This window comes from Pseudonocardia sp. KRD291 (genome assembly GCF_019263595.1).
In the GTDB taxonomy this organism is placed as follows: domain Bacteria; phylum Actinomycetota; class Actinomycetes; order Mycobacteriales; family Pseudonocardiaceae; genus Pseudonocardia.
Genome location: NZ_JADQDD010000072.1, coordinates 1 through 23,063 on the forward strand (window position 1 = coordinate 1; position 23,063 = coordinate 23,063).

The 23,063-nt window shown below is 73.7% G+C and carries 22 protein-coding genes; 11 read left to right on the forward strand and 11 right to left on the reverse strand.

All coding sequences use genetic code 11. The features are described 5' to 3' along the window. Positions 1-248 precede the first annotated feature (248 nt). From I4I78_RS12640 to I4I78_RS12655, 4 genes are all read right to left on the reverse strand, one after another. Positions 249-1,331: an NADH:flavin oxidoreductase/NADH oxidase gene (locus tag I4I78_RS12640; RefSeq protein ID WP_218611482.1), complete on the reverse strand. Its 1,083-nt coding sequence runs from the start codon at positions 1,329-1,331 to the stop codon at positions 249-251. Between the two features lie 61 nt (positions 1,332-1,392). Next, a complete protein-coding gene (locus tag I4I78_RS12645) occupies positions 1,393-2,292 on the reverse strand; it encodes an enoyl-CoA hydratase-related protein (protein WP_218611483.1) in 900 nt (299 codons plus the stop codon). 40 nt (positions 2,293-2,332) lie between these two features. Continuing rightward, positions 2,333-3,265, reverse strand: a complete 933-nt coding sequence (locus tag I4I78_RS12650) for an NADP-dependent oxidoreductase (protein ID WP_218611484.1) — start codon at positions 3,263-3,265, stop codon at positions 2,333-2,335. Between the two features lie 43 nt (positions 3,266-3,308). Further along, on the reverse strand, positions 3,309-3,974 hold the full coding sequence (locus I4I78_RS12655; RefSeq protein WP_308252064.1) for a DUF1990 family protein: 666 nt from the start codon (positions 3,972-3,974) through the stop codon (positions 3,309-3,311). 100 nt (positions 3,975-4,074) lie between these two features. Between I4I78_RS12655 and I4I78_RS12660 the strand changes: the two genes are divergently transcribed. From I4I78_RS12660 to I4I78_RS12675, 4 genes are all read left to right on the forward strand, one after another. After that, positions 4,075-4,311, forward strand: coding sequence for a hypothetical protein (locus I4I78_RS12660; RefSeq protein ID WP_218611486.1), 237 nt, complete (start codon positions 4,075-4,077; stop codon positions 4,309-4,311). A 185-nt stretch (positions 4,312-4,496) separates the two neighbouring features. Further along, positions 4,497-5,069, forward strand: coding sequence for a DUF1990 family protein (locus tag I4I78_RS12665; protein ID WP_374225863.1), 573 nt, complete (start codon positions 4,497-4,499; stop codon positions 5,067-5,069). 102 nt (positions 5,070-5,171) lie between these two features. Next, positions 5,172-5,876, forward strand: a complete 705-nt coding sequence (locus I4I78_RS12670; protein ID WP_218611487.1) for a maleylpyruvate isomerase family mycothiol-dependent enzyme — start codon at positions 5,172-5,174, stop codon at positions 5,874-5,876. Between the two features lie 50 nt (positions 5,877-5,926). Then, positions 5,927-6,313, forward strand: a complete 387-nt coding sequence (locus I4I78_RS12675; protein ID WP_218611488.1) for a DUF5313 family protein — start codon at positions 5,927-5,929, stop codon at positions 6,311-6,313. A 94-nt stretch (positions 6,314-6,407) separates the two neighbouring features. On the opposite strand, the gene rocD is transcribed toward I4I78_RS12675, so the two are convergent. From rocD to I4I78_RS12705, 6 genes are all read right to left on the reverse strand, one after another. Next, on the reverse strand, positions 6,408-7,631 hold the full coding sequence (rocD, locus tag I4I78_RS12680) for an ornithine--oxo-acid transaminase (protein ID WP_218611489.1): 1,224 nt from the start codon (positions 7,629-7,631) through the stop codon (positions 6,408-6,410). Beyond that, positions 7,628-8,470 (reverse strand): dimethylargininase, encoded by an 843-nt coding sequence (ddaH, locus tag I4I78_RS12685; RefSeq protein WP_374225864.1) that lies wholly within the window; start codon positions 8,468-8,470, stop codon positions 7,628-7,630. The genes rocD and ddaH overlap by 4 nt, the downstream gene beginning before the upstream one ends. A gap of 181 nt (positions 8,471-8,651) precedes the next feature. After that, entirely contained in the window at positions 8,652-9,107 is a 456-nt protein-coding gene (locus I4I78_RS33825) for an Lrp/AsnC family transcriptional regulator (protein WP_218611490.1), read from the reverse strand. Between the two features lie 30 nt (positions 9,108-9,137). Beyond that, positions 9,138-10,466, reverse strand: coding sequence for an LLM class flavin-dependent oxidoreductase (locus I4I78_RS12695; protein WP_226379597.1), 1,329 nt, complete (start codon positions 10,464-10,466; stop codon positions 9,138-9,140). Then, positions 10,463-11,401, reverse strand: a complete 939-nt coding sequence (locus tag I4I78_RS12700) for a CoA ester lyase (RefSeq protein ID WP_218611491.1) — start codon at positions 11,399-11,401, stop codon at positions 10,463-10,465. Before I4I78_RS12700 ends, I4I78_RS12695 begins: the two co-directional genes overlap by 4 nt. After that, positions 11,401-12,609 (reverse strand): CaiB/BaiF CoA-transferase family protein, encoded by a 1,209-nt coding sequence (locus I4I78_RS12705; protein WP_218611492.1) that lies wholly within the window; start codon positions 12,607-12,609, stop codon positions 11,401-11,403. The genes I4I78_RS12700 and I4I78_RS12705 overlap by 1 nt, the downstream gene beginning before the upstream one ends. 185 nt (positions 12,610-12,794) lie before the next feature. Between I4I78_RS12705 and I4I78_RS12710 the strand changes: the two genes are divergently transcribed. The 4 genes from I4I78_RS12710 to I4I78_RS12725 are packed head-to-tail and all read left to right on the forward strand — an operon-like array spanning position 12,795 to position 16,797. Further along, positions 12,795-13,871 (forward strand): LacI family DNA-binding transcriptional regulator, encoded by a 1,077-nt coding sequence (locus I4I78_RS12710; protein WP_218611493.1) that lies wholly within the window; start codon positions 12,795-12,797, stop codon positions 13,869-13,871. Positions 13,872-13,902: 31 nt separating this feature from the next. Continuing rightward, entirely contained in the window at positions 13,903-14,952 is a 1,050-nt protein-coding gene (gene dctP / locus I4I78_RS12715; protein WP_218611494.1) for a TRAP transporter substrate-binding protein DctP, read from the forward strand. Continuing rightward, on the forward strand, positions 14,945-15,505 hold the full coding sequence (locus tag I4I78_RS12720; RefSeq protein WP_218611495.1) for a TRAP transporter small permease: 561 nt from the start codon (positions 14,945-14,947) through the stop codon (positions 15,503-15,505). The genes dctP and I4I78_RS12720 overlap by 8 nt, the downstream gene beginning before the upstream one ends. After that, positions 15,505-16,797 carry a TRAP transporter large permease gene (locus I4I78_RS12725; protein ID WP_218611496.1) on the forward strand — a complete coding sequence of 431 codons (1,293 nt, stop codon included), beginning with the start codon at positions 15,505-15,507 and terminating at the stop codon, positions 16,795-16,797. Before I4I78_RS12720 ends, I4I78_RS12725 begins: the two co-directional genes overlap by 1 nt. Positions 16,798-16,855: 58 nt before the next feature. Here I4I78_RS12725 and I4I78_RS12730 read toward each other — a convergent pair whose 3' ends face one another. Then, positions 16,856-18,001 carry a Glu/Leu/Phe/Val dehydrogenase dimerization domain-containing protein gene (locus I4I78_RS12730; protein ID WP_226379601.1) on the reverse strand — a complete coding sequence of 382 codons (1,146 nt, stop codon included), beginning with the start codon at positions 17,999-18,001 and terminating at the stop codon, positions 16,856-16,858. Between the two features lie 352 nt (positions 18,002-18,353). On the opposite strand from I4I78_RS12730, the gene I4I78_RS12735 reads away from it, so the two are divergent. From I4I78_RS12735 to I4I78_RS12745, 3 genes are all read left to right on the forward strand, one after another. Continuing rightward, positions 18,354-19,283, forward strand: coding sequence for a LysR family transcriptional regulator (locus tag I4I78_RS12735; RefSeq protein WP_218611497.1), 930 nt, complete (start codon positions 18,354-18,356; stop codon positions 19,281-19,283). Positions 19,284-19,368: 85 nt separating this feature from the next. Next, entirely contained in the window at positions 19,369-20,964 is a 1,596-nt protein-coding gene (locus I4I78_RS12740; RefSeq protein ID WP_218611498.1) for a molybdopterin-dependent oxidoreductase, read from the forward strand. Positions 20,965-21,011: 47 nt separating this feature from the next. After that, a partial coding sequence (locus I4I78_RS12745; protein ID WP_218611499.1) for an arabinosyltransferase domain-containing protein occupies positions 21,012-23,063 on the forward strand: 2,052 nt, incomplete at its 3' end.

The following is a 23,063-nucleotide window of genomic DNA, read 5'->3' on the forward strand; positions in this document are numbered from 1 at the left end:
TCGAACCCGAACCGATCCTCCCCCCACCACCCACACCGGTCACCCGCGACCACGAACCCCACCTCGACGAGCCCCCACGCGAGACCGACCACCACGTCGACCTCCGCCACCGCGACCGCGCGCCACCGGAACCGACACCACCGACCCCTGCCGATGACCGAGACGCCCCGCCGCCGTTCTAAGCGAGCTGCGACGGGGCGGGACCCGGCCTGCCCCCGACACGGGCGCGGCGGCGGGCGGAGGTTGCGTCAGTCCCGCCACGCACCTCGGGTGTAGTTGACCGGGTACGGCGCGTCCTCGACCGGAACGCCCAGCTCGTGCGCCGCGCGCAGCGGCCACGACGGCTCACGCAGTGCGGCGCGGGCGAGCAGGACCACGTCGGCGGCACCGGTGGTGAGCACGTCGTCGGCCTGCTTCGGGTCGGTGATCAGGCCGACCGCCCCGGTCGCGACACCGGCGCCGGCGCGGACGTCGCGGGCGAAGGGCACCTGGTAGCCCGGCCCGAGCGTGATCTCCTGGCGCGGGTCCAGGCCACCGGAGCTGACGTCGACGAGGTCCACCCCGCGCCCGGCCAGACGCGAGGACAGCTCGACGCTGTCGGCGGCCGACCATCCGCCGTCGACCCAGTCGGTGGCCGAGAGGCGGACCAGCAGCGGCTTGCGGTCCGGCCACACCGCGCGGACCGCGTCGACGGTCTCGAGCAGGAGCCGGGCGCGGTTGTCGAACGAGCCGCCGTACTCGTCGTCGCGGTCGTTGGACAGTGGGGACAGGAACTGGTGGAGCAGGTAGCCGTGCGCCCCGTGCAGCTCGACGACGTCGAAGCCTGCGGCGTCGGCCCGTCGCGCGGAGGCGGCGAACGCGGCGATGACGCCGGCGATGTCGGCGTGGTCCAGCGCGCGCGGCACGGCGAAGTCCCCGAACGCGAGCGGCGACGGCCCGGAGGGCTCCCAGCCGCCGTCGACGACCGGGATCGTGCCGTGTCCGCGCCAGGGCGCGTGCGCCGAGGACTTGCGTCCGGCGTGGGCGAGCTGGACACCGGCCGTCGCGCCGTGGGCGTGCAGGAACTCGACGATCCGGGCCCACGCGCCGGCCTGCGCGTCGTTCCAGAGGCCGGCGTCCTGCGGGCTGATCCGGCCCTCCGGGACGACGGCGGCCGCCTCGGTGACCACGGCGCCGAACCCTCCGGTGGCGCGGGCGCCGAGGTGCACCAGGTGCCAGTCGGTCGGGACGCCGTCCTGCGCGTCGACCGCGTACTGGCACATCGGGGAGAGCCAGATCCGGTTGCGGGCGGTGACCCCGCGCAGCGTGATGGGCTCGAACAGCGCACTCATACCTGCTGCAACGGCTCCCGGCGCCGATCTTCTTCCGACCACCCGGGCAGGGCGGCGACCCTCACACCATCCCGTCCGGGCGCGAGGGCCACGCCGGGACGACGTCGTCCGGGTAGTCCGTCGACACCCGGTTCGGGAACGCCGGCGGGCGCTTCTCCAGGAACGCGGTGACGCCCTCGGCGGCGTCGGCGCCCTGCCCGAGGTGGTGGATGGCCCGGGAGTCCATCCGGTGCGCCTCCCACGGTGACGATGCGCCGAGCATCGACCAGAGCATCTGCCGCGACGCGGCCACCGACACCGCCGAGGTGTTGTCCGCGATCTCCCGCGCCACCCCGAGCGCGGCGTCGAGCAACTCGTCGTCGGGGACGACACGCGACACCAGACGCCCGGCGAGCGCCTCGTCGGCGTCGAAGACCCGTCCGGTCGCGGCCCACTCCATCGCCTGCGAGATGCCGACGATCCGCGGCAGGAACCAGCTCGACGCGGCTTCCGGCACCAACCCGCGCCGGGCGAACACGAACCCGAAACGCGCCGAGGCGGCGGCGAACCGGATGTCCATCGGCAGCGTCATGGTCGCACCGACGCCGACGGCGGGCCCGTTCACCGCGCCGATCACCGGCTTGCGCGAGGCCGCGATCCGCAGCGACACGGTGCCGCCGCCGTCGCGGGTCACGCCGCCGACCGTGCCGACTCCGGCGCGGTCGGCGACCCGGCGCTCGTCGGTGGCGTCGAACGTGGAGCCGCCGCGGCCCAGGTCCGCCCCGGCACAGAACCCGCGGCCCCGGCCGGTGACGACCACGGCGCGGACGTCGTCGTCGGCATCGCTCGCGTCGAACGCCGCGATCAGCTCCCGGGCCATCACCGGGGTGAAGGCGTTGAGCCGGTCCGGACGGTCCAGGGTGATCGTGGCGATGCCGGCGACGGCCGAGTAGTCGATCTCGGTGAAGGTGGCTGCGGTCATGGTCGACAGTCTCACCCGCGGGCCGGGCGGGCGGCCAGCCTCAGCCGCCGACGGTGACCACTACCTTGCCGCGCGCGTGCCCCTCCTCGACGGCCTGGATCGCCTCGGCGGCCTCGGCCAGCGGGAACGTCTCGTTGACGTGCGGGTCCAGCTTGCCGAGCGCCACCTCGTGCATGACGGCGTCGAGGACGCGGCTCGTACCGTCGCGCTCGATCGGCGCCCCACCGACCTCGGTGGCGGTGTCCGGGTCCGCCGCGGACACGATCCGCGCGGGGTCGGTCACCAGGCCGGCGACCGCGCGCAGCGCATCCCCGCCGACCAGGTCCAGCACCGCGTGCACGCCGTCGGGGAGCACCTGGTGCACCCGCTCGGCCACGTTCTGCCCGGACGCGATGTGCACGGCACCGAGCGACTCGACGAGCTCGCGCTTGTCGGCGCCCGCAACCCCGACGACGGTGACGTCCGCGTCCCGGGCCAGCTGCGCGGCCACCACACCGACGCCGCCACCGACGCCGTTGATCAGGAGGACCTCACCCGGTGTGCAGGCCAGCTGGGCCAGCCCGTCGTAGGCGGTGGCGGCCGAGACCGGCAGCACCGCGGCCGTCTCCCAGGCCACGCCCGGTGGCTTGCGGGCGGTGGAGCCCGCCGCGAGCAGCGCCGCCTCGGCGATCCCACCGGAGGTCGGCGACACGTTGCCGAAGACCTCGTCGCCGACCGAGAGGCCCTCGACGTCCTGCCCGACCGCCTGCACGATCCCGGCCGCCTCACGTCCGACGCCGGCCGGCATGTCCAGCGGCATCACCTCACGCAGGAAGCCCTGGCGGATCTTCCAGTCGACCGGGTTCACCCCGGCCGCACGTACCTGGATCCGCACCTCGGTCGGCCCCGGCGCCGGAACCGCCCGTTCCACCAGCTCCTGGTTCTCCGCGCCGCCGTACTCGGTGAACACGTAGGTCTGCGCGACATCACTCATGGCCGGGGCTACCCCCGGGACCGGGCCACCACACGTGCGCCGCTCACATGTCCAGCCTGCGGGTGCAGACGGTGACCCCACCGTCCGGGCGCCCGTCCGCCAGCTTCGCGGCCCGGATACAGGCGTGCGTCCACATGTTGAGCTGGACCTCCTTCGCCACCCGGGCCCGGTTGTAGAGCACGTGCGACATCCGGTCCCCGGGCCGTGCCCAGGACTCGATGTCGAAGCGCAGACCCTGCTCGTCCCGGTCGGTACGGAACTCGATCCGCCCGGCCTCCAGGTGCCCGGCCATGGTCGCGAACGTGAAGCCGGTGGGGTCGGAGGCGACGACCCGGACCGGGCCGTCCCACGGTCCGGGCATCCGGATCAGGAACTCGTCGCCGACGTCCATCGAGCCGTCCGTGCCACCGGTGCGGCGGAACACCGCGAACTCCGGCGACCACCCGTCCGGATCGGCGCTCAGGCGCGCCATCAGCTGCTCGGGCGACATGTCCGACCCGGCGATCCGGACGCCGTAGTGGCGGTGCAACAACGGGCCGTAGCCGTCGCGCACCTGCTGGATGCGGTCGTCGGCGACGCCGTCGGGTAGTTCCGGTGGCAGGTCGCCGCGGTCCCCCGCGGTCTCGGAGCGGTGGATCGGGGTCGTGCGCCAGAAGTAGCGCCAGGAGACCAGGGCGATACCGGCCGGCCAGCGCAACAGGGCACCCACCCTGCGGGACCGGACGGTGCCGGTGACGGGAGAACGACGGCGTGCCATCGGAGAATCCCAGCACGGGTGTACGAACGGCGCGCGCGGGGAACCTGAGCACATGACGGTCGGCAGTGTTCTGCGCAGAGTTGGGCTCAGTGGGCCCGCTCTGCAGTGGGTCTCCCTGGGTTCGGTCGGGTTGTCGATCGGTCTGTGGCTCCGCGCCAAGACCGTCGACCAGGACGAGCGGGGCAACGCCGAGCGCCGGGCGATCTTCGTCGGTCTCTGGCCGTCGATGATCTGGGTGATCGGTGACTCGCTCAAGCGCGAGACCGAGTCCCGGAGGGCACGGTCCTGAGCCCCGCCGTCCCCCCGCTCGGCCGGATCGACATCGACCGGACCGAGCTCGACGACCTCGCGACCCGGTCGATCAACTTCGACCACCGGGACGCGCCCACCGACGACCGGCACGGCGACTGGCACGTCGACCTCGGGGTCGCCGAGGTCGGTACCGAGGCCCCGGGCCCGCCGGAGCCGGACGGCGTGTGGGAGACCACCTGCCGGATCGTGCACGACTACCAGTTCACCGACCACAAGCGGCTGCGCGGCATCTACCGGCCGTCGGACCCGCTGTCGGGCCGGAACATGCTGCTGCAGGGCCGGTTCGCGGTCCTGCGCTTCTACCTGGGCGTGCGGGTCACCGAGGTGTTCGACACCGGCGACGACGGGCACCGCGTGTGGGGCTGGACCTACGAGACCCTCGATGGGCACCTCGAGCAGGGCCGGCTGACCTACGAGGTGGACAAGGACCTGCGCACCGGCGACGTCGAGTTCCGGATCCGCGCGTTCTCCCGTCGCGCCCCGGTGCCGAACCCGATCTACCGGCTCGGCTTCGCCGTCTTCGGCCGGGCCGTGCAGCTGGAGTTCTACCACCGGGCCGGGCAGCGGATCCGTGATCTGGTCGCCGCGCACCTGCGGGGGGCACCGGTCCCCCGGGCCACCGAGGAGACGACCGGCGACGGGGACACCGGCGGCCCGATCGTCGTCGCGCCGCACGACAGCCCGACCCGGTGGTCGGACCGGTTCGCGATCCACGTCCGGCACCCCGGGGCCTGAGCACCGTCGGGCCACATCGACCCGTCGGTCCACGTCCACACATGATCGAGCAGGTCAGCACCGCCCGCGCGCCCACGGGCACCCGATGACAACGTGGTCGTCATGACTCCGGTCGAGCCGCTCCCCCGCGAGCGCTACCTGGGCAGCATCGCCACCGACGGGGCCGAGATCGGACGGTGGTGCCGGCAGCACCCGGACCGCACCGTCCCGACCTGCCCGGACTGGACGGGCGCGGACCTGCTGGCGCACCTGTGCGGGTTCGCGATCTGGGTCGGCGACCTGCACGCCGGCCGGGTCGGGCCGGTTGACCCGGCCCCGGTCGTCGACGCCGGGACGGCCGTGCGGGACTGGGACTCCCACCTCGACGACCTGCTCACACTGCTGCGCGGCACCCACCCGGCGACGCCCGTGCCGAACTGGTCGGTCGCGGCCGACGACGGCACGTTCTGGGCCCGCCGCGCCGCGCAGGACATCGCGGTCCACCGCCACGACGCGGCCCGGCTCGGGACCGGCCGTCCGGACCCGGTGCCCGACGACATCGCGCTCGACGGCGTCCACGAGTACCTCGACGTGTTCGTCGCCACCGCGTTCGCCGGCGGGCTGGTGCCCGAGTCCGAGGCGACGCTGGAGCTGACGGCGACCGGGCCGGTGCACACCGTCCGCCGTGACCTGCCGCACCCGGGGCCGGTCACCACCCTGCGCGGCACTGCCTCCGACCTGCTGCTCGCTCTCTGGCACCGGCGCGAGCCGCTGGAGCTGTTCGTCTCCGGCGACCGGGCCCTGATCGAGACCTGGCCGCACATCTGAGACGCGACGGGGTCTGTGTACCGGCGGCGTGGAGGAGGACACTCGGGGGCATGCGCCGTCCCGACCCGTTCCACTGGATCGCCTACGCGTTCGGTGCCGGTCTCCCGGCGCGGAACAGCGAGTGGGTGCTGCACGACGTCACGGCGCCGACCTGGTGGCTGCGCCACCTCGGGCGCGCGACCGTGCAGCTGTTACCGCTGCTGGTGATCCTCTACCTGGTCGTGCCGGGACCGCCGTGGGTCCGGCTGATGGGGGCCCTGGCCGGCGCGCTGATCGGCTACTTCTACTCGGTCGCCTACATGAACGAGTCCGCGGAGACGCGGGTGGGCAAGGCCGGGTACCCGGTCGGGACCGCCGCCGCGACCCGCGAGGCACGCCGTGCCCCGGACGACGAGGAGGCCCGCCGCCGCTACAACGCCCAGTGGCGGACCGACTGACCAGTGGCGGACCGACTGACCAGCGGCGGACCGATTGACCAGGGGCGCACCGGCTGACCAGGGGCGCACCGACTGAGCCGCCACACGCGAGAGGTCAGGTGCGCGCGGCCAGCACCTCGGCGAGAGCGTCGAGCGCGCCGCGCAGCTCGTCGGCGGTGATCACGAGCGGGGGCGAGAGCCGGATCGTGGCGCCGTGGGTGTCCTTGACCAGGAACCCCCGTCGCAGCATCTGTTCGCAGACCTCCCGGCCGCCGTCCGGGCGGGCCCCGGGGGCCACGTCGATCCCGGCCCACAGCCCGGTCCCGCGCACCGCGACGGCTCCGTGCCCGACCATCCCGGCCACCCCCTCCTGCAGCACCGGCGCGAGGGCGCGGGCCCGCTCCAGCAGCGAGCCCTCGGCCAGCAGTGCCAGCACCGCGCGTCCGACGGCGCAGGCCAGCGGGTTGCCGCCGAACGTGCTGCCGTGCTGGCCCGGGCGCAGCACGTCGAGCACGGCCGCGTCGGAGACCACGGCCGAGAGCGGCACGATCCCGCCGCCGAGGGCCTTGCCCAGCAGGTACACGTCGGCCTCCGTACCCGCGGCCCGGGTCGCGAGCAGAGCCCCGGTGCGGCCGAGCCCGGACTGGACCTCGTCGGCGACGAACAGGATCCCGGCCTCGTCGCAGGCGGCGCGGACGGCCGGCAGGTAGCCGGGCGGCGGGACGACGACCCCGGCCTCGCCCTGGACCGGCTCGATCAGCACCGCGACGGTGTCCGGACCGATCGCCGCCCGCAGCGCCGGAGCGTCGCCGAAGGGCACCACGTCGAAGCCCGGGGTGAACGGGCCGAAGCCGTCGCGGGCGCTCGGGTCGGTGGAGAACCCGACGACGGTGGTGGTCCGGCCGTGGAAGCTGCCCGCGGCGACCACGATCCGGGCCCGGCCCGGCGGCACCCCGCGGACCTCGTAGCCCCACTTGCGGGCCAGCTTGATCCCGGTCTCGACGGCCTCGGCGCCGGTGTTCATCGGCAGCACCGTGGTCATCGGGCGCACGGCGTCGCGGCCGAGCAGCTCCGCGAGCTCGGCGCAGAACGGGCCCAGCTGCTCGTTGCCGAACGCCCGGCTGGTGAGCGTGACCCGGTCGAGCTGGCGGTGCGCGGCCGCGACGAGCGCGGGGTGGCGGTGCCCGAAGTTCAGCGCGGAGTAGCCGGCCAGCAGGTCCAGGTACCGGCGGCCCTCGACGTCGCGCACCCACGCGCCGTGGGCGTCGGTGACCGTCACCGGAAGTGGGTGGTAGTTGTGGGCGACGGGGTCGGCCGTCGGGCCTGCGGTCAGCGTCATGTCCGTACCTCCAGGGTGGCGCACTTGGGCCCGCCGCCGCCCTTGAGCAGCTCGGACACGTCGACCGGGACCGGGACGAACCCGCGGTCGGCGATCGCGGCGGCGAGCGCGGGGGCCTGCGCGGGAAGGACGACGTGCCGCCCGTCGCCGACGGCGTTGAGGCCGAGCACGGCGGCGTCGTCCGGGGAGGCGACGACCGCGTCCGGGAACCGGGACCGCAGCACCTGCTGCGAGGCGGGGGTGAACGCCTCGGGCAGCCACGCGATCGTCGTGTCGTCGAGGACGGCGACCGCGGTGTCGAGGTGGTAGTAGCGCGGGTCGACGAGCTCGAGCGGCACGAGGGTGCGTCCCAGGACGGCGGCGGCCTCGTCGTGGGCGCGCGGGTCGGTGCGGAACCCTGTCCCGGCCAGGACGACGTCCCCCACGACGAGCAGGTCCCCCTCCCCCTCGTTGACGAACCGCGGCTCGACGACGCGGGAGAACCCGGCGGCGGTGAACCAGGCGCGGTGCGCGGCGGCCTCGCCGGCCCGTTCGGCGTGGCGGAAACGGGCGCCGAGCACGGTGCCGCCGACGACGGTGGCGCCGTTGGCGGTGTAGACCATGTCCGGCAGGCCGGGCACCGGGTCGAGCAGGTCCACCCGGTGCCCGAGGCGCAGGTAGGTCGCGCGCAGCGACTCCCACTGGCGGATCGCCAGGTCCCGGTCGACCGGGACGTCCGGGTGCATCCAGGGGTTGATCACGTACTCGACGGCGAAGTACTCGGGGCGGCACATCAGGTAGTGCCGGCGGGTGGCGACCCGCTCTGCAACACGGTTCGGGCTGGTCAGGACGCTGGTCACAGGCTCGCTCCACGGGTGTGAACGGGTCCGCGGCGTCGTTGCCGGCGGTGTCACCGGAAACGTTAGGAAGGTCCCCCGGCGCGGACAATCGCGTCCTGTTGCCGGTTACCGGCGATCCGTTGCGTGCTCTGAGCCATATCCGACGATCTGTTGCGGGAGTAGCGCAGGCCCGCAGTAGAGATCACGAGTGCAGGGGCGCGGCGGGCCTGCGGATCAGCGGGGAGAGCACCAGTACCGACTTGGTGCGGGCCACGAACGGCTCCGCGCCGATCTGCTCGAGCACCCGCTCGAAGTGGCGCATGTCGGAGGCCACCAGCCGCAGCACGGCGTCGGCCTCCCCGGACACCGTGCTCGCCTCCAGGACCTCCGGGAACCGGGCGACGGCGGCGCGGATCGTCTCCGGCGGCGTGCTCGTCACGCAGTGGAGCTCGATGTAGCCCTCCACCGACCAGCCCAGTGCGGCGGGGTCCAGGCGCACCGTGAACCCGGCGACCGCGCCGCCCGAGCGCAGCCGGTCCACCCGGCGTTTCACGGCCGGGGCGGACAGGCCGACCTCGTCGCCCAGGTCGGCGTAGGTGCGCCGGGAGTCGGCCACCAGCAGCGCGATGATCTGCTCGTCGAGCCCGTCGAGGTCCACCCGCGCATTATCAGGGAGGGACCCACGAGCTCAGGGACGCGGCACTCCGAGCTGGTCGCGCAGCGTCGGGCCGGCGTACTCGCGCCGGAACAGCCCGCGTTCCTGCAGCACCGGCACCACCATCCTCACGACCTCCTCGAACGCGCCGGGCAGGTGCGTCGCGGCGAGGACGAACCCGTCGCAGCCGCGGGTCTCGAACCACTCCTGCATCTGGTCCGCGACCTGCTCGCCGGTGCCGACGAACCGCGGCCCCTGCAGCAGCGTCGCGCGGTGCGCGGCCAGGTCGCGGACGGTCACCTCGCGGTCCAGGTGCTTCGCGACGCCCTGGGCCAGCCCGCGGATGCCGGAGCTGGACTCCATCATCTCCGTCGTCACCGGGTCGTCGAGGTCGTGGCGGGCGAAGTCGTAGTTGAGCACCTCGGACAGCAGCGCCAGCGAGGCCAGCGGGTGCACGTAGGCGTCGAGGAACAGGCGTTCCTTCTCCTTCGCGATCGCCTCGGTCTCGCCGACCACGACGTAGGCCATCGGCAGCATCTTGACCTGCTCCGGGTCCCGCCCGGACGCCGCGACCTGCTCCTTCTGCTCCTTGTAGTGGCTGCGGGCGGTCTCCAGGCCCGGGTCCGCCGTGAAGATCATGTCCGCCCACTGCGCCGCGAAGTCACGTCCGCGCCCGGACGAGCCCGCCTGCAGGATCGCCGGGCGCCCCTGCGGGCTGCGCGGCACCGTGAGCGGGCCGCGGACCGTGAACCACTTCCCGTCGTGGTCGACCCGGTGCACCTTGGACGGGTCGGCGAACTCCCCCGACTCCTTGTCCATCACCAGCGCGCCGTCCTCCCACGAGTCCCACAACGCAGCCACGGCCTGGAGGAACTCGTGCGCGCGGTCGTAGCGCTCGTCGTGGCCCAGGTGCGTCTCGACGCCGAAGTTCTGGGCCTCCGAGTCGTTCACCGAGGTGACGACGTTCCACGCCGCGCGTCCGCCGGAGAGGTGGTCGAGCGTGGCGAACGTGCGCGCCACGTGGAACGGGTCGTAGTAGGTCGTCGAGTAGGTCGCGCCGACGCCGATCCGGCTGGTCGCGCCGATGATCCCGCCGAGGACCGCGGTCAGGTCCAGCTTGATCGGCCGCGCGCCGTAGCGGACGGTGTCGTCGACCGAGTCGCCGTAGACGCCGGGCATCGCGAGCCGGTCGTCGAAGAACACGCAGTCGAACTTCCCCCGCTCCAGGGTCTTCGCGATGTGGGTGTAGTAGTCCATCGTGAGGAACCCGAGGTCCGCCGACGGGTAGCGCCACGACCCCGAGTAGACGGTCACGTTCCCCGCCTGCATGAAGCCGACCAGGGTCATCTGTCGCTCGCTCATGACTTGTCTCCATCCAGGCCTGTTCCGTCGAGTCCGAGCAGCGCGGCCTTGCGCGCCACGGTCTCCGAGTGCCGCAGGTGTGCGGCGTCGACCAACATCCCGTCCAGCCCGGTGGCGCCCCGCCCGGACGCCTCCGCCTCCCGGTAGGCCGCGACCACCCGTACCGCGTGCGCGATCTCGTCCGGGGTCGGGGCGAACGCGTCGTTCGCGATCTCGACCTGGCTCGGGTGGATCGCCCACTTGCCGGCGTAGCCCATCGCGCCGGCCCGGTCGCAGGCGATCCGGTAGGCCTCGGGGTCGCGGTAGTTCGGGAACGGCGCGTCGACCGCCTCGATCCCGGCCGCACGGGCGGCCACCATGATCCGGGAGCGGGCGTAGTGCCACAGGTCGCCGGGGTAGTCGGCGACCGGGTCGAAGTTCGTGTCGACGCGCGCGCCCTGCGACGCCGAGAAGTCCCCGGCGCCGAAGATGACCGCCTCCAGCCGCGGGCTGGAGTGCGCGATCTCGTCGACGTACTGCAGGCCCTCGACCTCCTCGATCAGGACCTCGAGCGCGATCTTCTTTCCCAGCCCGAGCGTCTCCTCCAGCTGGGTGAGCAGCACGTCGACCCACCAGACGTCGCGGGCGCGGCGCACCTTCGGCACGACGATCATGTCCAGGTTCTCCCGCGCGGCGGTGACGACCTCGATCACGTCGCCGTAGGCCCAGCGGGTGTCGACGCCGTTCATCCGGATCGCGCGGGTGGTGCTGCCCCAGTCCAGCTCGTTCAGGGCCTTCGCGGCCTTGCCCCGGGCAGCCTCGCGCTCGGCGGGGGCGCAGGCGTCCTCCAGGTCGAGGAACACCATGTCGGCGCCTGCGGCGGCGGACTTGGCGAACATCCAGTCGTTGCTGGCCGGGGTGGCCAGCTCGGAGCGGCGTGGGCGGGCGGGCGGCATCAGATCACTCCCTGCTCGTGCAGTGCGGCGCGGTGGTCCGCGTCGAGCCCGAGCAGGCCGCCGTAGACCTCCTCGTTGTGCTCCCCCAGCTCCGGGCCGAGGTGGTCGATGCCGCCCGGGGTGTGCGAGAACCGCGGCACCGGCGCCTGCACCCGCATCGCGCCGAGCTGCGGGTCCGGAACGCTCGGGTAGGTCCCGCGGGCGATGAGCTGCGGGTCGTCGAGCAGCTGCGCGGCGTCGTAGACCGGCGCCGCGGCGACGTTCGCCTCCTCGAACACGTCCATCGCCTCGTCGAGGGTGTGCGCTTCGATCCACTCGGCCATGACGGCGTCGATCGCGGTCGCGTTGCGCAGCCGCTGCTGCGCCTCGGCGAAGCGCGGGTCCTCGGTGAGCTCCGGGTGCCCGACGGCGCGCAGGGCCCGCATCGCGATCGACGGGGCGCTGCCGGACATGGCCAGCCAGTTGCCGTCCTTCGTCCGGTAGGTGTTGCGCGGGGCGCTGATGTCCCAGCGGTTCCCGGTGCGGCTCGGGACGGTGCCGAGCTGGTCGTAGGTCAGCACCGGCTGCTCGATCAGCCGTGCGAGCGGCTCGATCAGGTTGATGTCGATCAGCTGCCCGGTGCCGCCGCGGACGTCGCGGTGGTACAGCGCCATCATCACCGCGTAGGTGGCGGTCAGCGCCGCGACGCCGTCGGCGAGCATGAACGACGGCAGCGTCGGCGGCCCGTCCGGATGGCCGGTGAGGTGCGCGAACCCGCTCATCGCCTCGCCGAGGGTGCCGAACCCGGGCCGGTCGGACTTCGGCCCGCCCTCGCCGTAACCGGTCACGTGCACCATGACCAGGCCGGGGTTGCGCTGCGACAGCGTCGCGTGGTCGATCCCCCACTTCGTCAGGGTGGACGGCCGCAGGTTCATCACGACGACGTCGGCGGTGTCGGTGAGGTCGCGCAGCAGGTCGCGCCCGGCCTGCTCACGCAGGTTCAGGGTGACCGAGCGCTTGTTCCGGCCCAGGCTCTTCCACATCAGCCCGACGCCGTCGCGCTGCGCACCCCACTGCCGCAGCGGGTCGCCGCCGTCCGGCTGCTCGATCTTGATCACGTCGGCGCCGTGCTCGCCGAGCCAGGTCGCGATCAACGGGCCGGCCGCCAGGGTGGCGGCGTCGATCACGCGCAGGCCGGTCAGCGGACCGCCCGTCGGGGAAGCTGTCATCGGCTCGCTCTCACGTCCTCGTGCGGTGGCGGGGTCGGACACTCTGTAAAGGCTTACATTGCGACTGGTCCGGAGTAGAGCACGCCCGGCGCGAGCCCGTCAACGGTCCTTGACGCGCCCGGGAACCCTCCTGTTGCATGAGGGCCCTTCGTGCTCCGCCGCCGGAATGTAAAGGTTTGCGAACCATGCCCGCACGCACCCGCCGAGCCGAGGTCGGCGTCGTCGACCTGGCCCGTGAGCTGGGCGTCTCGACGGCGACGGTGTCCCGCGCGCTCAACGGGAGCGACACCGTCCGGCCGGAGCTGGCGGCGCGGATCCGGGAACACGCGAGCGCCCGCGGCTACGTCGCGAACCGGCTGGCCCGCGCGCTGTCGTCGAACACCAGCCGGGCCTTCGTCGGGTTCGTGATCCCCTACGTGGACACCCCCGCCTACTCCGCGGTCGCCGCCGAGTGCGCCCGGCTGCTCTCCGCCGACGGCACCCAGATGATCCTCACGATCACCGAGAACGACCCGCAGCGCGAGCTCGCACAGCTGCAGGACCTGGTCGCGACCCGGGTCGCCGGGGTGATCGTCTCCCCCAGCTCGGGTGTGCTGGAACGCAGCAGGGAGCTGCTGCGCGACCTGCCGACCGTGGAGTTCCACCGCAGCGCCGACATCGGCGCGCCCGGGGTGTTCAGCGACGACGGGCAGTCCCTGTCCGACGCGGTCGGGCACCTCGCGGCGCTGGGACACCGCCGGATCGGCTACATCGGACAGAGCGAGGCGATCTCGAACGGCGCGGCGCGGCTGCGCGCGGTCCGCCGCGGCGCGCAGCGCGCGGGGCTCGACCCGGACGCGATGGCGACGCGTCTGCTGGAGCCGGACGCGCGCAACGGCCCGCGCGCCGTCCGGGAGCTTCTCGAGCGCGCCGACCGCCCGACGGCGCTGGTCGTCGGCGGCGGCACGTTGTCGATGCCGGTCGCCCGGGAGATCCGCGCGATGGGGCTGCGCCTGCCCGAGGACCTGTCGCTGATCGTCTACGGCGACCCGAGCTGGTTCGCGCTCAGCGACCCGCCGCTGACGACGGTGTCGGTGCGCTACCCGGAGCTCGCCGGCCGCGCCGCGCGGCTCCTGCTGGCCCGGATCTCCGGGAGTACGGCGGACGCCCCGGGCTCCGATCGGGTGCCCTCGGAGCCGGTCGCCTCGGAGCTGGTGGCCTCGGAGCTGGTGGCCTCGGAGCTGGTCCACGGCGGATCCACCGGCCCCCCACCCGGGCCCTGACCGGCCCCACCCCTGCACGAGGAGGACGACGATGTCCAGGACGACGGTCGGTGTGCTGCTGGCGATCGGTCTGCTGTTCGCCACGAGCGCCTGCGGCGTGGCCCGCGAGGGCCCGCCGGGCACCACGACGCTGCTGATCGGCGACTCGTACCCGCCGACGCATCCCGCGTCCCGCGACGGCGTCAAGTTCTTCATGGCCCGCGCCGGCGAGCTCAGCGGCGGGCGGCTGCGGTTCGAGTACTTCCCGTCGGCCCAGCTGGGCAAGGCCGAGGACCACCTGACGCTGACCCGCTCCGGCGCCGTCGACATCGGAGTGGTGTCGCCGCCGTACCTGTCCGACCGGATGCCACTGTCCAACGTGGCCGACCTGCCCGGGATGAGCACGTCGGCCTGCGCGCCGGCCGCCGCACTGACCGGGCTGATGGGTGAGGGCGGGATCCTGGCCGAGCAGGAGTACACCCCCCAGCAGCTCCGGATGCTGTTCGTCGGGGTGCAGCCGAACTACGAGGTGATGACGACCGGGGCCGTGGTCACCGAGCCCTCGGACATGGCCGGGCTGCAGCTGCGTTCCTCGGGCGGGGTGCTCGACCAGGCGGTGCAGGCACTCGGTGCGGCGCCGGTGTCGATCGCCGGGCCGGAGATGTACGAGGCGATGGCCCGCGGCACCGTCGACGGCACCGCACTGCCGCCGATGAGCGCCACCCCCTACCGGCTCGACGAGGTCGCCACGAACGCGACCTCCGGCGCCCCGCTGGGCAGCTTCACGCTCACCTACGCCGTCTCCGACCGGGCCTGGGACCGGCTGCCCGAGGACCTGCGCGGCGTGCTCGCGCAGGCCGGGCAGGAGACCACCCGGCACCTGTGCACCGCGATCGAGGAGGAGAACCGCGTGTCCCGGACGTCGCTGGAGCAGGGAGGCCTGCGCTTCACCGAGCTCACCGACTCCCAGGTGCGCGCCTGGCAGGACGCGCTCGCCCCGGTCCGCGAGCAGTGGGTGACCGACATGGAGGGCAGGGGCCTGCCCGGACGGGCGGCCCTGGACGCGATGCAGGCCGGGCTGGCGGGGGCCGACCGTGGGTGAGACGGTCCTGCGCCGCGCCGAGAACGCGCTGGTCGCGATCAGTGCCGCGGCGGCGCTCGTGATGATGTTGTTGATGGTGGCCGAGGTGGTGCTGCGGTACCTGTTCGCCGCGCCGCTGTCCTGGTCGGTCGGGTTCGTGAGCAACTACCTGCTGGTCGCGTTCTTCTTCCTCGGCCTGCCCTACACGGTGCGCGAGGGCGCGCACATCAGCATCGACCTGGTCCACCAGCGGCTCCCGCTGCGCTGGCAGCGGGTCTGCACCCGGGCCGGGACGGCGCTGGGCGTCGTGTTCTTCGCGGCGCTGGCCTACGGCGGCGTCCTGCTGACCGCGGACGCGTTCGCCCGCGGCGACGCCCCACCGCCCGGTTCGGCCGAGCTGCCGTGGCCGGTGTGGACCTCGACGGTGATGGTCCCGATCGGCTGCGCGGTGGTCGTCGTGCGGTTGCTGCACACGCTCGGCTCCACGGTGGTCGACCCCACCCCGGCCGACGGCGCCGCCGACGCCACCGGTGGCGGCACGGGCGGCACCGACGTCCCGGCGGAGGTGCGCTGATGCTGGTCGCCGGTGTGATCGCACTGCTGCTGGTGCTGTTGCTGCTGCGGGTGCCGGTCGGTTTCGCGATCGGGATCACCGGGCTGGTCGGGCTGCTCGCCTACGGCGGGACACCGACGCTGCTCGGCTTCCTGGAGACCGTCCCGCACTCCTCGGTCGCCACCTACTCACTCGCCCCGATCCCGCTGTTCATCCTGATGGCACAGTTCGTCCTGGTCAGCGGCGTCGCGAGCGAGCTGTTCGACGCGGCGCGGGTCTGGGTCGGACGGCTGCCCGCCGGCCTCGGGGTCGGCACCACCCTGTCCGGAGCGGCGTTCGCGGCCGTGTCCGGGTCGAGCACCGCGGCCGCGGCGACACTGGCCGCGACCTCGATCCCGGAGATGGAGAAACGCGGCTACGACGGGCGCCTGGCCAACGGGCTGGTCGCCGTCGTCGGCACGCTGGCCGCGATGGTGCCGCCCAGCATCATCCTGGTCTTCTACGCGATCCTGGCCGAGGAGAGCGTCGGGCAGGTACTGCTCGCCGGGTTCCTGCCCGGGATCCTGATCACGCTGGCGATCATCGTCACCACGCTGCTGCTGGTCCGCCGCAACCCGGCGCTCGCCCCGCGCGGGGGGCGGCACACCATCGCGACCAAGGTCAAAACACTGACCGCGATCGGTCCGGTCGTGCTGCTGTTCCTGCTGGTCGTCGGCGGGATCTACGTCGGGCTCGCCACGCCGACCGAGGCCGCCGCGCTGGGCGCGCTCGGCGCGCTGGTGCTGTGCGCCGTCCGGCGCACGCTGACCGTGGCGAACCTGCGGCTCGCCCTGCTGCGCACGCTCGAGTCCAGCGCGATGATCCTGCTGATCATCGCCGGGGCCTACCTGCTCGGCTACTTCCTCACCCTGACCCGGGTCACCGAGGACCTGGTCGACTCGATCGGCGCGCTCGCGGCGCCGCCGGTGCTGGTGTTCCTGCTGATCGCCGTGATCTACCTGGTGCTCGGCGCGTTCATGGACCAGATCGCGATCCTGGCGCTGACCGTGCCGATCGTGCTCCCGGTCGTCGAGGAGCTGGGCTACGACCCGATCTGGTTCGGCGTGATGGTGGTGCTGCTCGCCGAGATCGGCCTGGTCACGCCGCCGCTGGGGCTCAACGTGTTCATCGTCGCCCGGGCCACCGGGCGCCCGGCCGAGCAGATCTTCCGCGCGGTCGTGCCCTACATCGTGGCCATGCTGATCCTGGTCGTGCTGTTCACGCTGTTCCCGCAGATCGTGCTCTGGGTGCCCGAGACCATGTCCTCGCCGTGAGAGACGTCGAGGGCCCGGAACCGATGTCGGCTCCGGGCCCTCGACGAGGTGCGGGCGATCAGGGGATGACGACCTCGCCGGTGTTGTCGTTCGCGTGCGCGGCGGCGAACTCGTGGCCGGTCTGACGGGGGGTGACGCCCTCCTCGGTCCAGCGGGCGAGCAGCTGCGAGACCTTGGCGTGCATCACCGTGCGCAGCCGGTCGAACGAGGTGTCCGGGTCGTCGTCGACCTCGCCGAGCAACAGCCACCAGGCCCAGGCGACGGCGCCGGCGTTGGCCACGAAGTCCGGCAGCACCGGGATGTTGCGGGCGGCCAGCATGGCCTCCGCCTCCGGGGTGGTGGCCGCGTTGGCCGCCTCGACGACGACGCGCGCGGCGACGTCGTAGGTGTTGTCCGGGGTGATCGCGTAGGAGATCGCGGCCGGGACCAGGATGTCGACGTTCGCAGCCATCACCGCGTTGCGCGGAAGCTGCTGCACACCCTCGGGCAGGCGGTCCCGGTCGACCTCGCCGTAGGCGTCGCGCAGGTCGAGCAGCGCCGGGATGTCGAGGCCGTCGGGCTGGTAGAGGGTGCCGGCCGCGTCCGCGACGGCGACGACCTTCATCCCGGCCTCGTGCAGGTACCAGGCAGCGCCGCCGCCCATGGTGCCGATGCCCTGGATGGCGACGGTGGTCTCGGCCGGGGCCTGGCCCCAGGAGACGGCGGAGGCGATGCAGGCGTGCGCGACGCCGTAGCCGCCGATCACGTCGCCGAGCAGCATGTCCCCGGGCACGGCCGCGTTCAGGCCGGCGTGCACCCGCTTCATCGTGAGCTCCGGGTCCGCGGCACGGCGGATCGCGGCGTGGTAGCTCTGCCCCAGCCCGAGCCGGGCGAACACCTCGTCGATCAGGTGCTGCGGGACGCCGAGGTCCTCGGCGGTCACCCAGTGCGCGTCGATCCACGGGCGCATCGCCTCGCAGAAGCGCTCCAGCACCTCGACCGCGCGGGGGTCCTTCGGGTCGAAGTCGACGCCGCCCTTGGCGCCGCCGACGGGCAGGTCGAACGTCGCGGTCTTGTTGGCCATGCCGCGGGCGAGGTCCTCGACCTCGGTCATCGTGCAGCCGGCACGCATCCGGGTGCCGCCGGTGGCGAGGCCGGCGCGCAGCGTGTGGACGACGAGGTAGCCGACGGCGCCGGTCACGGGGTCCGTCCACTGGACCCGCATGTAGGGCTCGGCGCGGGTTGCCGCGGTGTCGAATCCGTTCTGCTGGGGCACGAGGCTGCTGATCGCGGCACCGGTGTGCTCCATCGGGTTCTGCATCGTGGTCATGTCAACCCACCTCCACTTCGTACTCGTCGCGCGCATTCGGGCCGAGCCGGAGACCGTCGTCACGCCGAGCGGGTACTCGACCACCGGGGGTGGCAGTCCGAGCCGGGGCCGGGGCGGGACTGCTCTGTCCGCGAACGGCGGTCTCTCGCCGGTGTGCCCAGGTTGGGGCCGCGCCGTGACCGGCGTCCATTTACAGATCATTAAGTGTCACGTTCACCGTTCCTGCACAGCGCCTACGCTGCAGCTCATGGAGCTGTCGCTGCCGAGGCTGAGGATGCTGCGTGAGCTACATCGCCGGGGCACGATCACCGCGGCGGCGACGGCACTGCACTACACCGCGTCCGCGGTGTCGCAGCAGCTCGCGCAGCTCGAGCGCGACGTCGGCGCGAAGCTGTTCGAGCGCCTGGGCCGGCGCGTGCAGCTGACCGACCTGGGTGTGCTGCTCGCCGACCACGCCGAGGAGATCCTGACCTCGGTCGAGCGGGCGACGCTCGCCCTCGAGGAGGCGAGCGAGTCGATCTCGGTCCGGCTCACCGCGGGGGTGTGGGCCTCGGTCGCGTCGGGTCTGCTGCCGGCCGCACTGACCGCACTGGCCACCACCCACCCCGGGATCGAGGTCCGCACCCGCGAGCTGGCACCCGAGGACACCGCGGGCGCGGTCCGCGACGGGGCGCTGGACTTCTCCTTCGTCATCGACTACGCCAACTACCCGATGCCCTGGGACCCGGGCCTGGAGCGGGCGGTGATCGCGGTCGAACGCCTCTACGCGGCCGTCCCTGCCGGGGCGGTCCCCGCGGCCAGCGTGACGCTTCCCGAGCTGGCCGACCACCCGTGGATCCTGCCCGGGTCCCGCTCGCACTTCGGGCACGCCGCCCGGCTGGCGTGTCAGAGCAACGGGTTCGAGCCGCGGATCAACCACGAGGTGGAGGAGCAGTCCACGGCGCTGGCGATGGTGTCGGCCGGACTGGGCGTGACCCTGGTCTCGGACCTGGGGCTGGCCCTGCGCCCGCCCGGGGTGGACGTGGTCGCCCTCGGCGACGCACTGACCCGGACGGTCTCGGTCGCCTACCGCACCCGGTCGGCCCGCCGGTCCGCGCTGCACCTGGTGATCGACGCCGTGCGGACGGCCGCGGCGGAGAAGGGCCTGGGCGCGCACGCGCCGCTGGCGCTGCCGTAGGGGCTGACACCGCCGCCCGCCGGTCCGCGCGGAAACCCGACCGGGAAGGAGCAAACCCCTCGGTGCCGGCGTGCGAACACCGGGTATGACGACGACGGCCCCGCCTCCTCCGACCGAGATCCGTCCCGCGTCGTTGTCCCGACCGTGGGCGGCGCTGCTGGGGGTGCTGGGCGTCGGCTCGGCGCTGGCCGTCGGCGACCTGGTGGCCGGGTTGGTCAACCCGCCGTCGTCGCCGTTCCTGGCCGTCGGCAACCAGTTCATCCGGCTGACCCCGGAGTGGCTCAAGCAGTTCGCGATCGCGACGTTCGGCACCTGGGACAAGGTCGCACTGCTCGCCGGCATGGCCGTGGTGATCGCCGCGCTGGCGGTGCTGGCCGGGTTGGCCAGCCGCCGCCGTCCCGGGCCGGGTCTGACCGTGATCGTGGTGATGGGCCTGGTCGCCGGGCTGTGCGCGGTGCTCGCACCGACGTTCACCGGGCTGGACCTGGTGCCGCCGTTCGCCTCGCTGGTCATCGGGTTCGCCGCGTTCCTGGTGCTGCACCGTGCCTCGCTCACCTGGGCCGCGGCCGGGCGGGCCGCCGCCGACGCGCCGGACCGGGCGCCGGAGGCCGGCATCGCCCGGCGGCGCGCGCTCGCGCTGAGCGGCGGGGTACTGGCCGGCACCGCGGTGGCCGGCGTCGTCGGGCGCCTGCTCGGTGGCGGCAGCGCCGCGGAGGCCTCCCGGTCCGCGGTCGGCGCGCTGCCGCCCGCCCCCGCGCCGGCCCCGCTGATCCCGGCCGGGGCGGACTTCGCCGCGGCCGGCACCCCGACGTTCGTCACCCGTTCCGAGGACTTCTACCGGATCGACACCGCCCTGCAGGTCCCGCAGGTGCAGGCGGGCACGTGGTCGCTGCGGGTGCACGGGATGGTGGACCGCGAGATCAACCTGACCTTCGAGGCGCTCCGCGCCCGCCGCCTGGTCGAGGTGCCGATCACGATGACGTGCGTGTCCAACGGGGTCGGCGGCTACCTGATGTCGACCGCCGTGTTCACCGGTGTCCCGCTGGCCGACCTGCTGGCCGAGGCCGGGGTCCGTCCCGGGGCCCAGCAGGTGTTCTCCACCAGCGTGGACGGGTTCACCACCGGCACCCCGGTGCGCACGCTGACCGACGGCCGCGACGCCATGCTCGCGATCGGGATGAACGGCGCGCCGCTGCCGGTGGAGCACGGGTTCCCGGTCCGGATGGTCGTGCCGGGCCTCTACGGCTACGTCTCCGGCTGCAAGTGGATCACCGACATGGAGGTCACCACCTGGGAGGCGCGCACCCCCTACTGGGAGGAGCGCGACTGGGCCCGGGAGGGGCCGATCAAGACACAGTCCCGGATCGACGTCCCGAAGCCCGACGCGCGGATCCGGGCCGGACGGGTCGTCGTCGCGGGCACCGCGTGGGCCCAGCGCACCGGCATCGCGCGCGTCGAGGTCCGGGCCGACGGCGGCCGCTGGCAGGCCGCCGAGCTCTCCACCGAGGTCAACCTGGACACCTGGCGGATGTGGCGGACCACGCTGACGCTGCCCGCCGGGCGGCACACGCTGCAGGTCCGGGCGCTGGACAGGTCCGGTTACCTGCAGACCTCGATCGAGCAGGTCTCGATCCCGGACGGCGCCACCGGCTGGCACACCGTCGGGGTCACCGCGGCCTGAGCTCCCCGCCGTCACCGGTGATCACCGCACGTCGTTGACTGGACGAGATGAGCACCGAAGCCACGAGCCCACCGCGACCCCGCGCCGGCGCCGCACCGCTGACCGTGGCGATGCTGGTCACCGGCGTGCTCGGTCTGCTGGCCGCGGTCCTGATGCCGTTCGCGCCGGTGCTCGACCACGACACGACCGTCACCTGGCCGGAGGCGGGGAAGTCCGCCACGTCGACGACGGCGTTCTTCGTGCCCTACTCCCCCGAGTCGGTGCGGGTGTCGGTGCCGTGCCCGGTGGTGCGCGCCGGGCTCGCCCGCGGCGTCGCCACCACGCTGGCCGGCTCGGACATGCCTGGCGCGGACACCACCGGGTTCACCGTGTCCACCGCGGACGGGGCACTGATCGTGCTGGTCGGCGGCCGCCAGGTGTACCGGGCGCCGGTGCCGGCCGGGAACTCCTGCGGCATGGTGCTCGACGCCGACGGCGCCGGGACCGTGCTGCGCCCCGGCGGCGCCGACCCGGTGACGCTGCCCGGTGACCGGGTCCGCTCGGTCAGCGCGTTCACCACCGACCTCTCCGGCGCCGACACGGCCGGGCTACGGGTCGTCGCGCGGGCCGCGGACTGGTTCGACGTCACCTCGACCGGCGCCAAGACGGCGCTGCTGGTCGTGCAGCTCGTGCTCGCGGCCGCGTCGCTGGGGTTGCTCGCACTCGCCGACCGGCGCCGGCACGGCTCCCGGTCACGCTCCCGGGACGCGCGGGCGCGGCTGTGGCGGGCCCGCGCCGCCGCCGCGGTCTCGCCCCGGGCCTGGTTCCGGCGCGGCGCCGACGTCGGGGTGCTGGCGGTGCTCGGTGTCTGGACCGTGATCGGCCCGCTGACCACCGACGACGGGTTCACCGAGGGCATCGTCCGCAACGCCGCCGGCACCGACGCGTTCACCAACTACTACCGCTGGGAGAACGCCTCCGAGGCGCCGTTCACGTTCGTCCTGCGCCTGCTCCAGCCGCTCATCGACGCCGGCGCGAACCCGTTGCTGCTGCGGGTCCCGAGCCTGGTGTGCGGGCTCGTGGTCTGGGTGCTGCTCAGCCGGGTCGCGCTGCCGGCGCTGCTGCCCCGGCACGCGCGGTCGGTGGCGGTCCGGCTGCTGCTCGCCGGGACCCTGCTGATCTGGTGGATGCCGCTCGACCTGGGAGTGCGCCCGGAGCCGTTCGCCGCGGTGTCGGTGACGGCGGTGCTGGCGTTCGTGCTCCGCGCCGCCCACCGGCCCGGGCGCGCCGGGCTGACCTGGCTGGGGCTGGCCGCGCTCGCGCTCGGGGTCGCGCTGGCGACCGCGCCGTCCTCGGTGGCCGCGGTGGGGCCGGTGCTGGTCGCGCTGCCCCGGCTGTGGCGCCTGGCCCGCTCCGGGCTGCACGGAGCGGCCGGGCTGCTGCGCGCGGGCGCGGTGACGGCGGCGGCCGCGGCACTGGCCGGTGTCGGGCTGGTCGTGATGTTCGCCGGTCAGAGCTGGTACACGGTGTCCCGGGCGACCGAGATGCACGCGTTCTACGGCCCGAACGTGGCCTGGTACAACGAGATCAAGCGCTACGAGTACCTGCTCGCGTTCGACAGCGAGCAGGGCGGGCTCGGCCGCCGGGTACCGGTGCTGCTGACGCTCGCGCTGCTGGTCGCGGTGCTGCCGCTGCTGGCCCGGGGCGCGCGCCGGCTGCCCGGGATGGGCCGGGTCCCGGTGCCGGTGCTCGGGCTGGTGGCCGGGATGGCGATGCTGTGGCTGACGCCCTCGAAGTGGACGCACTACTTCGGCTCGCTGGCCGGGGTCGGCGCTGCGGCACTCACGGCGGGCGTCGTGCTGCTCGCCGTCGGCGCGCGGACGCGGGCCGGGCGCAGTACCGCGCCGCCGTCGGTCCGGAACGGGGCCGAGCAGCCCGTCGTCCGCCTCGCCGCCGGGGCGGGCGCGGTCGCGGTGGTGCTGGCCGCGGCGCTGGCCTACGCCGGGCGCAACACCTGGTTCATCTACGCCCGCTACGGCGTCCCGCACGAGGACGGGCCGTGGCGCCCGTTGAACACCCCGCTCCCCTGGCTCGTGCTGGCCGCGGTGGTGCTCCTGGCA

Excerpts from the sequence above, each read along its gene's own strand:
- I4I78_RS12640 (WP_218611482.1), bottom strand. The coding sequence starts at position 1,331 with ATGAGTGCGCTGTTCGAGCCCATCACGCTGCGCGGGGTCACCGCCCGC.
- I4I78_RS12645 (WP_218611483.1), bottom strand. The coding sequence starts at position 2,292 with ATGACCGCAGCCACCTTCACCGAGATCGACTACTCGGCCGTCGCCGGC.
- I4I78_RS12650 (WP_218611484.1), bottom strand. The coding sequence starts at position 3,265 with ATGAGTGATGTCGCGCAGACCTACGTGTTCACCGAGTACGGCGGCGCG.
- I4I78_RS12660 (WP_218611486.1), top strand. The coding sequence starts at position 4,075 with ATGACGGTCGGCAGTGTTCTGCGCAGAGTTGGGCTCAGTGGGCCCGCT.
- I4I78_RS12670 (WP_218611487.1), top strand. The coding sequence starts at position 5,172 with ATGACTCCGGTCGAGCCGCTCCCCCGCGAGCGCTACCTGGGCAGCATC.
- I4I78_RS12675 (WP_218611488.1), top strand. The coding sequence starts at position 5,927 with ATGCGCCGTCCCGACCCGTTCCACTGGATCGCCTACGCGTTCGGTGCC.
- rocD (WP_218611489.1), bottom strand. The coding sequence starts at position 7,631 with ATGACGCTGACCGCAGGCCCGACGGCCGACCCCGTCGCCCACAACTAC.
- I4I78_RS12695 (WP_226379597.1), bottom strand. The coding sequence starts at position 10,466 with ATGAGCGAGCGACAGATGACCCTGGTCGGCTTCATGCAGGCGGGGAAC.
- I4I78_RS12700 (WP_218611491.1), bottom strand. The coding sequence starts at position 11,401 with ATGCCGCCCGCCCGCCCACGCCGCTCCGAGCTGGCCACCCCGGCCAGC.
- I4I78_RS12705 (WP_218611492.1), bottom strand. The coding sequence starts at position 12,609 with ATGACAGCTTCCCCGACGGGCGGTCCGCTGACCGGCCTGCGCGTGATC.
- I4I78_RS12710 (WP_218611493.1), top strand. The coding sequence starts at position 12,795 with ATGCCCGCACGCACCCGCCGAGCCGAGGTCGGCGTCGTCGACCTGGCC.
- dctP (WP_218611494.1), top strand. The coding sequence starts at position 13,903 with ATGTCCAGGACGACGGTCGGTGTGCTGCTGGCGATCGGTCTGCTGTTC.
- I4I78_RS12725 (WP_218611496.1), top strand. The coding sequence starts at position 15,505 with ATGCTGGTCGCCGGTGTGATCGCACTGCTGCTGGTGCTGTTGCTGCTG.
- I4I78_RS12730 (WP_226379601.1), bottom strand. The coding sequence starts at position 18,001 with ATGCGGGTCCAGTGGACGGACCCCGTGACCGGCGCCGTCGGCTACCTC.
- I4I78_RS12735 (WP_218611497.1), top strand. The coding sequence starts at position 18,354 with ATGGAGCTGTCGCTGCCGAGGCTGAGGATGCTGCGTGAGCTACATCGC.
- I4I78_RS12740 (WP_218611498.1), top strand. The coding sequence starts at position 19,369 with ATGACGACGACGGCCCCGCCTCCTCCGACCGAGATCCGTCCCGCGTCG.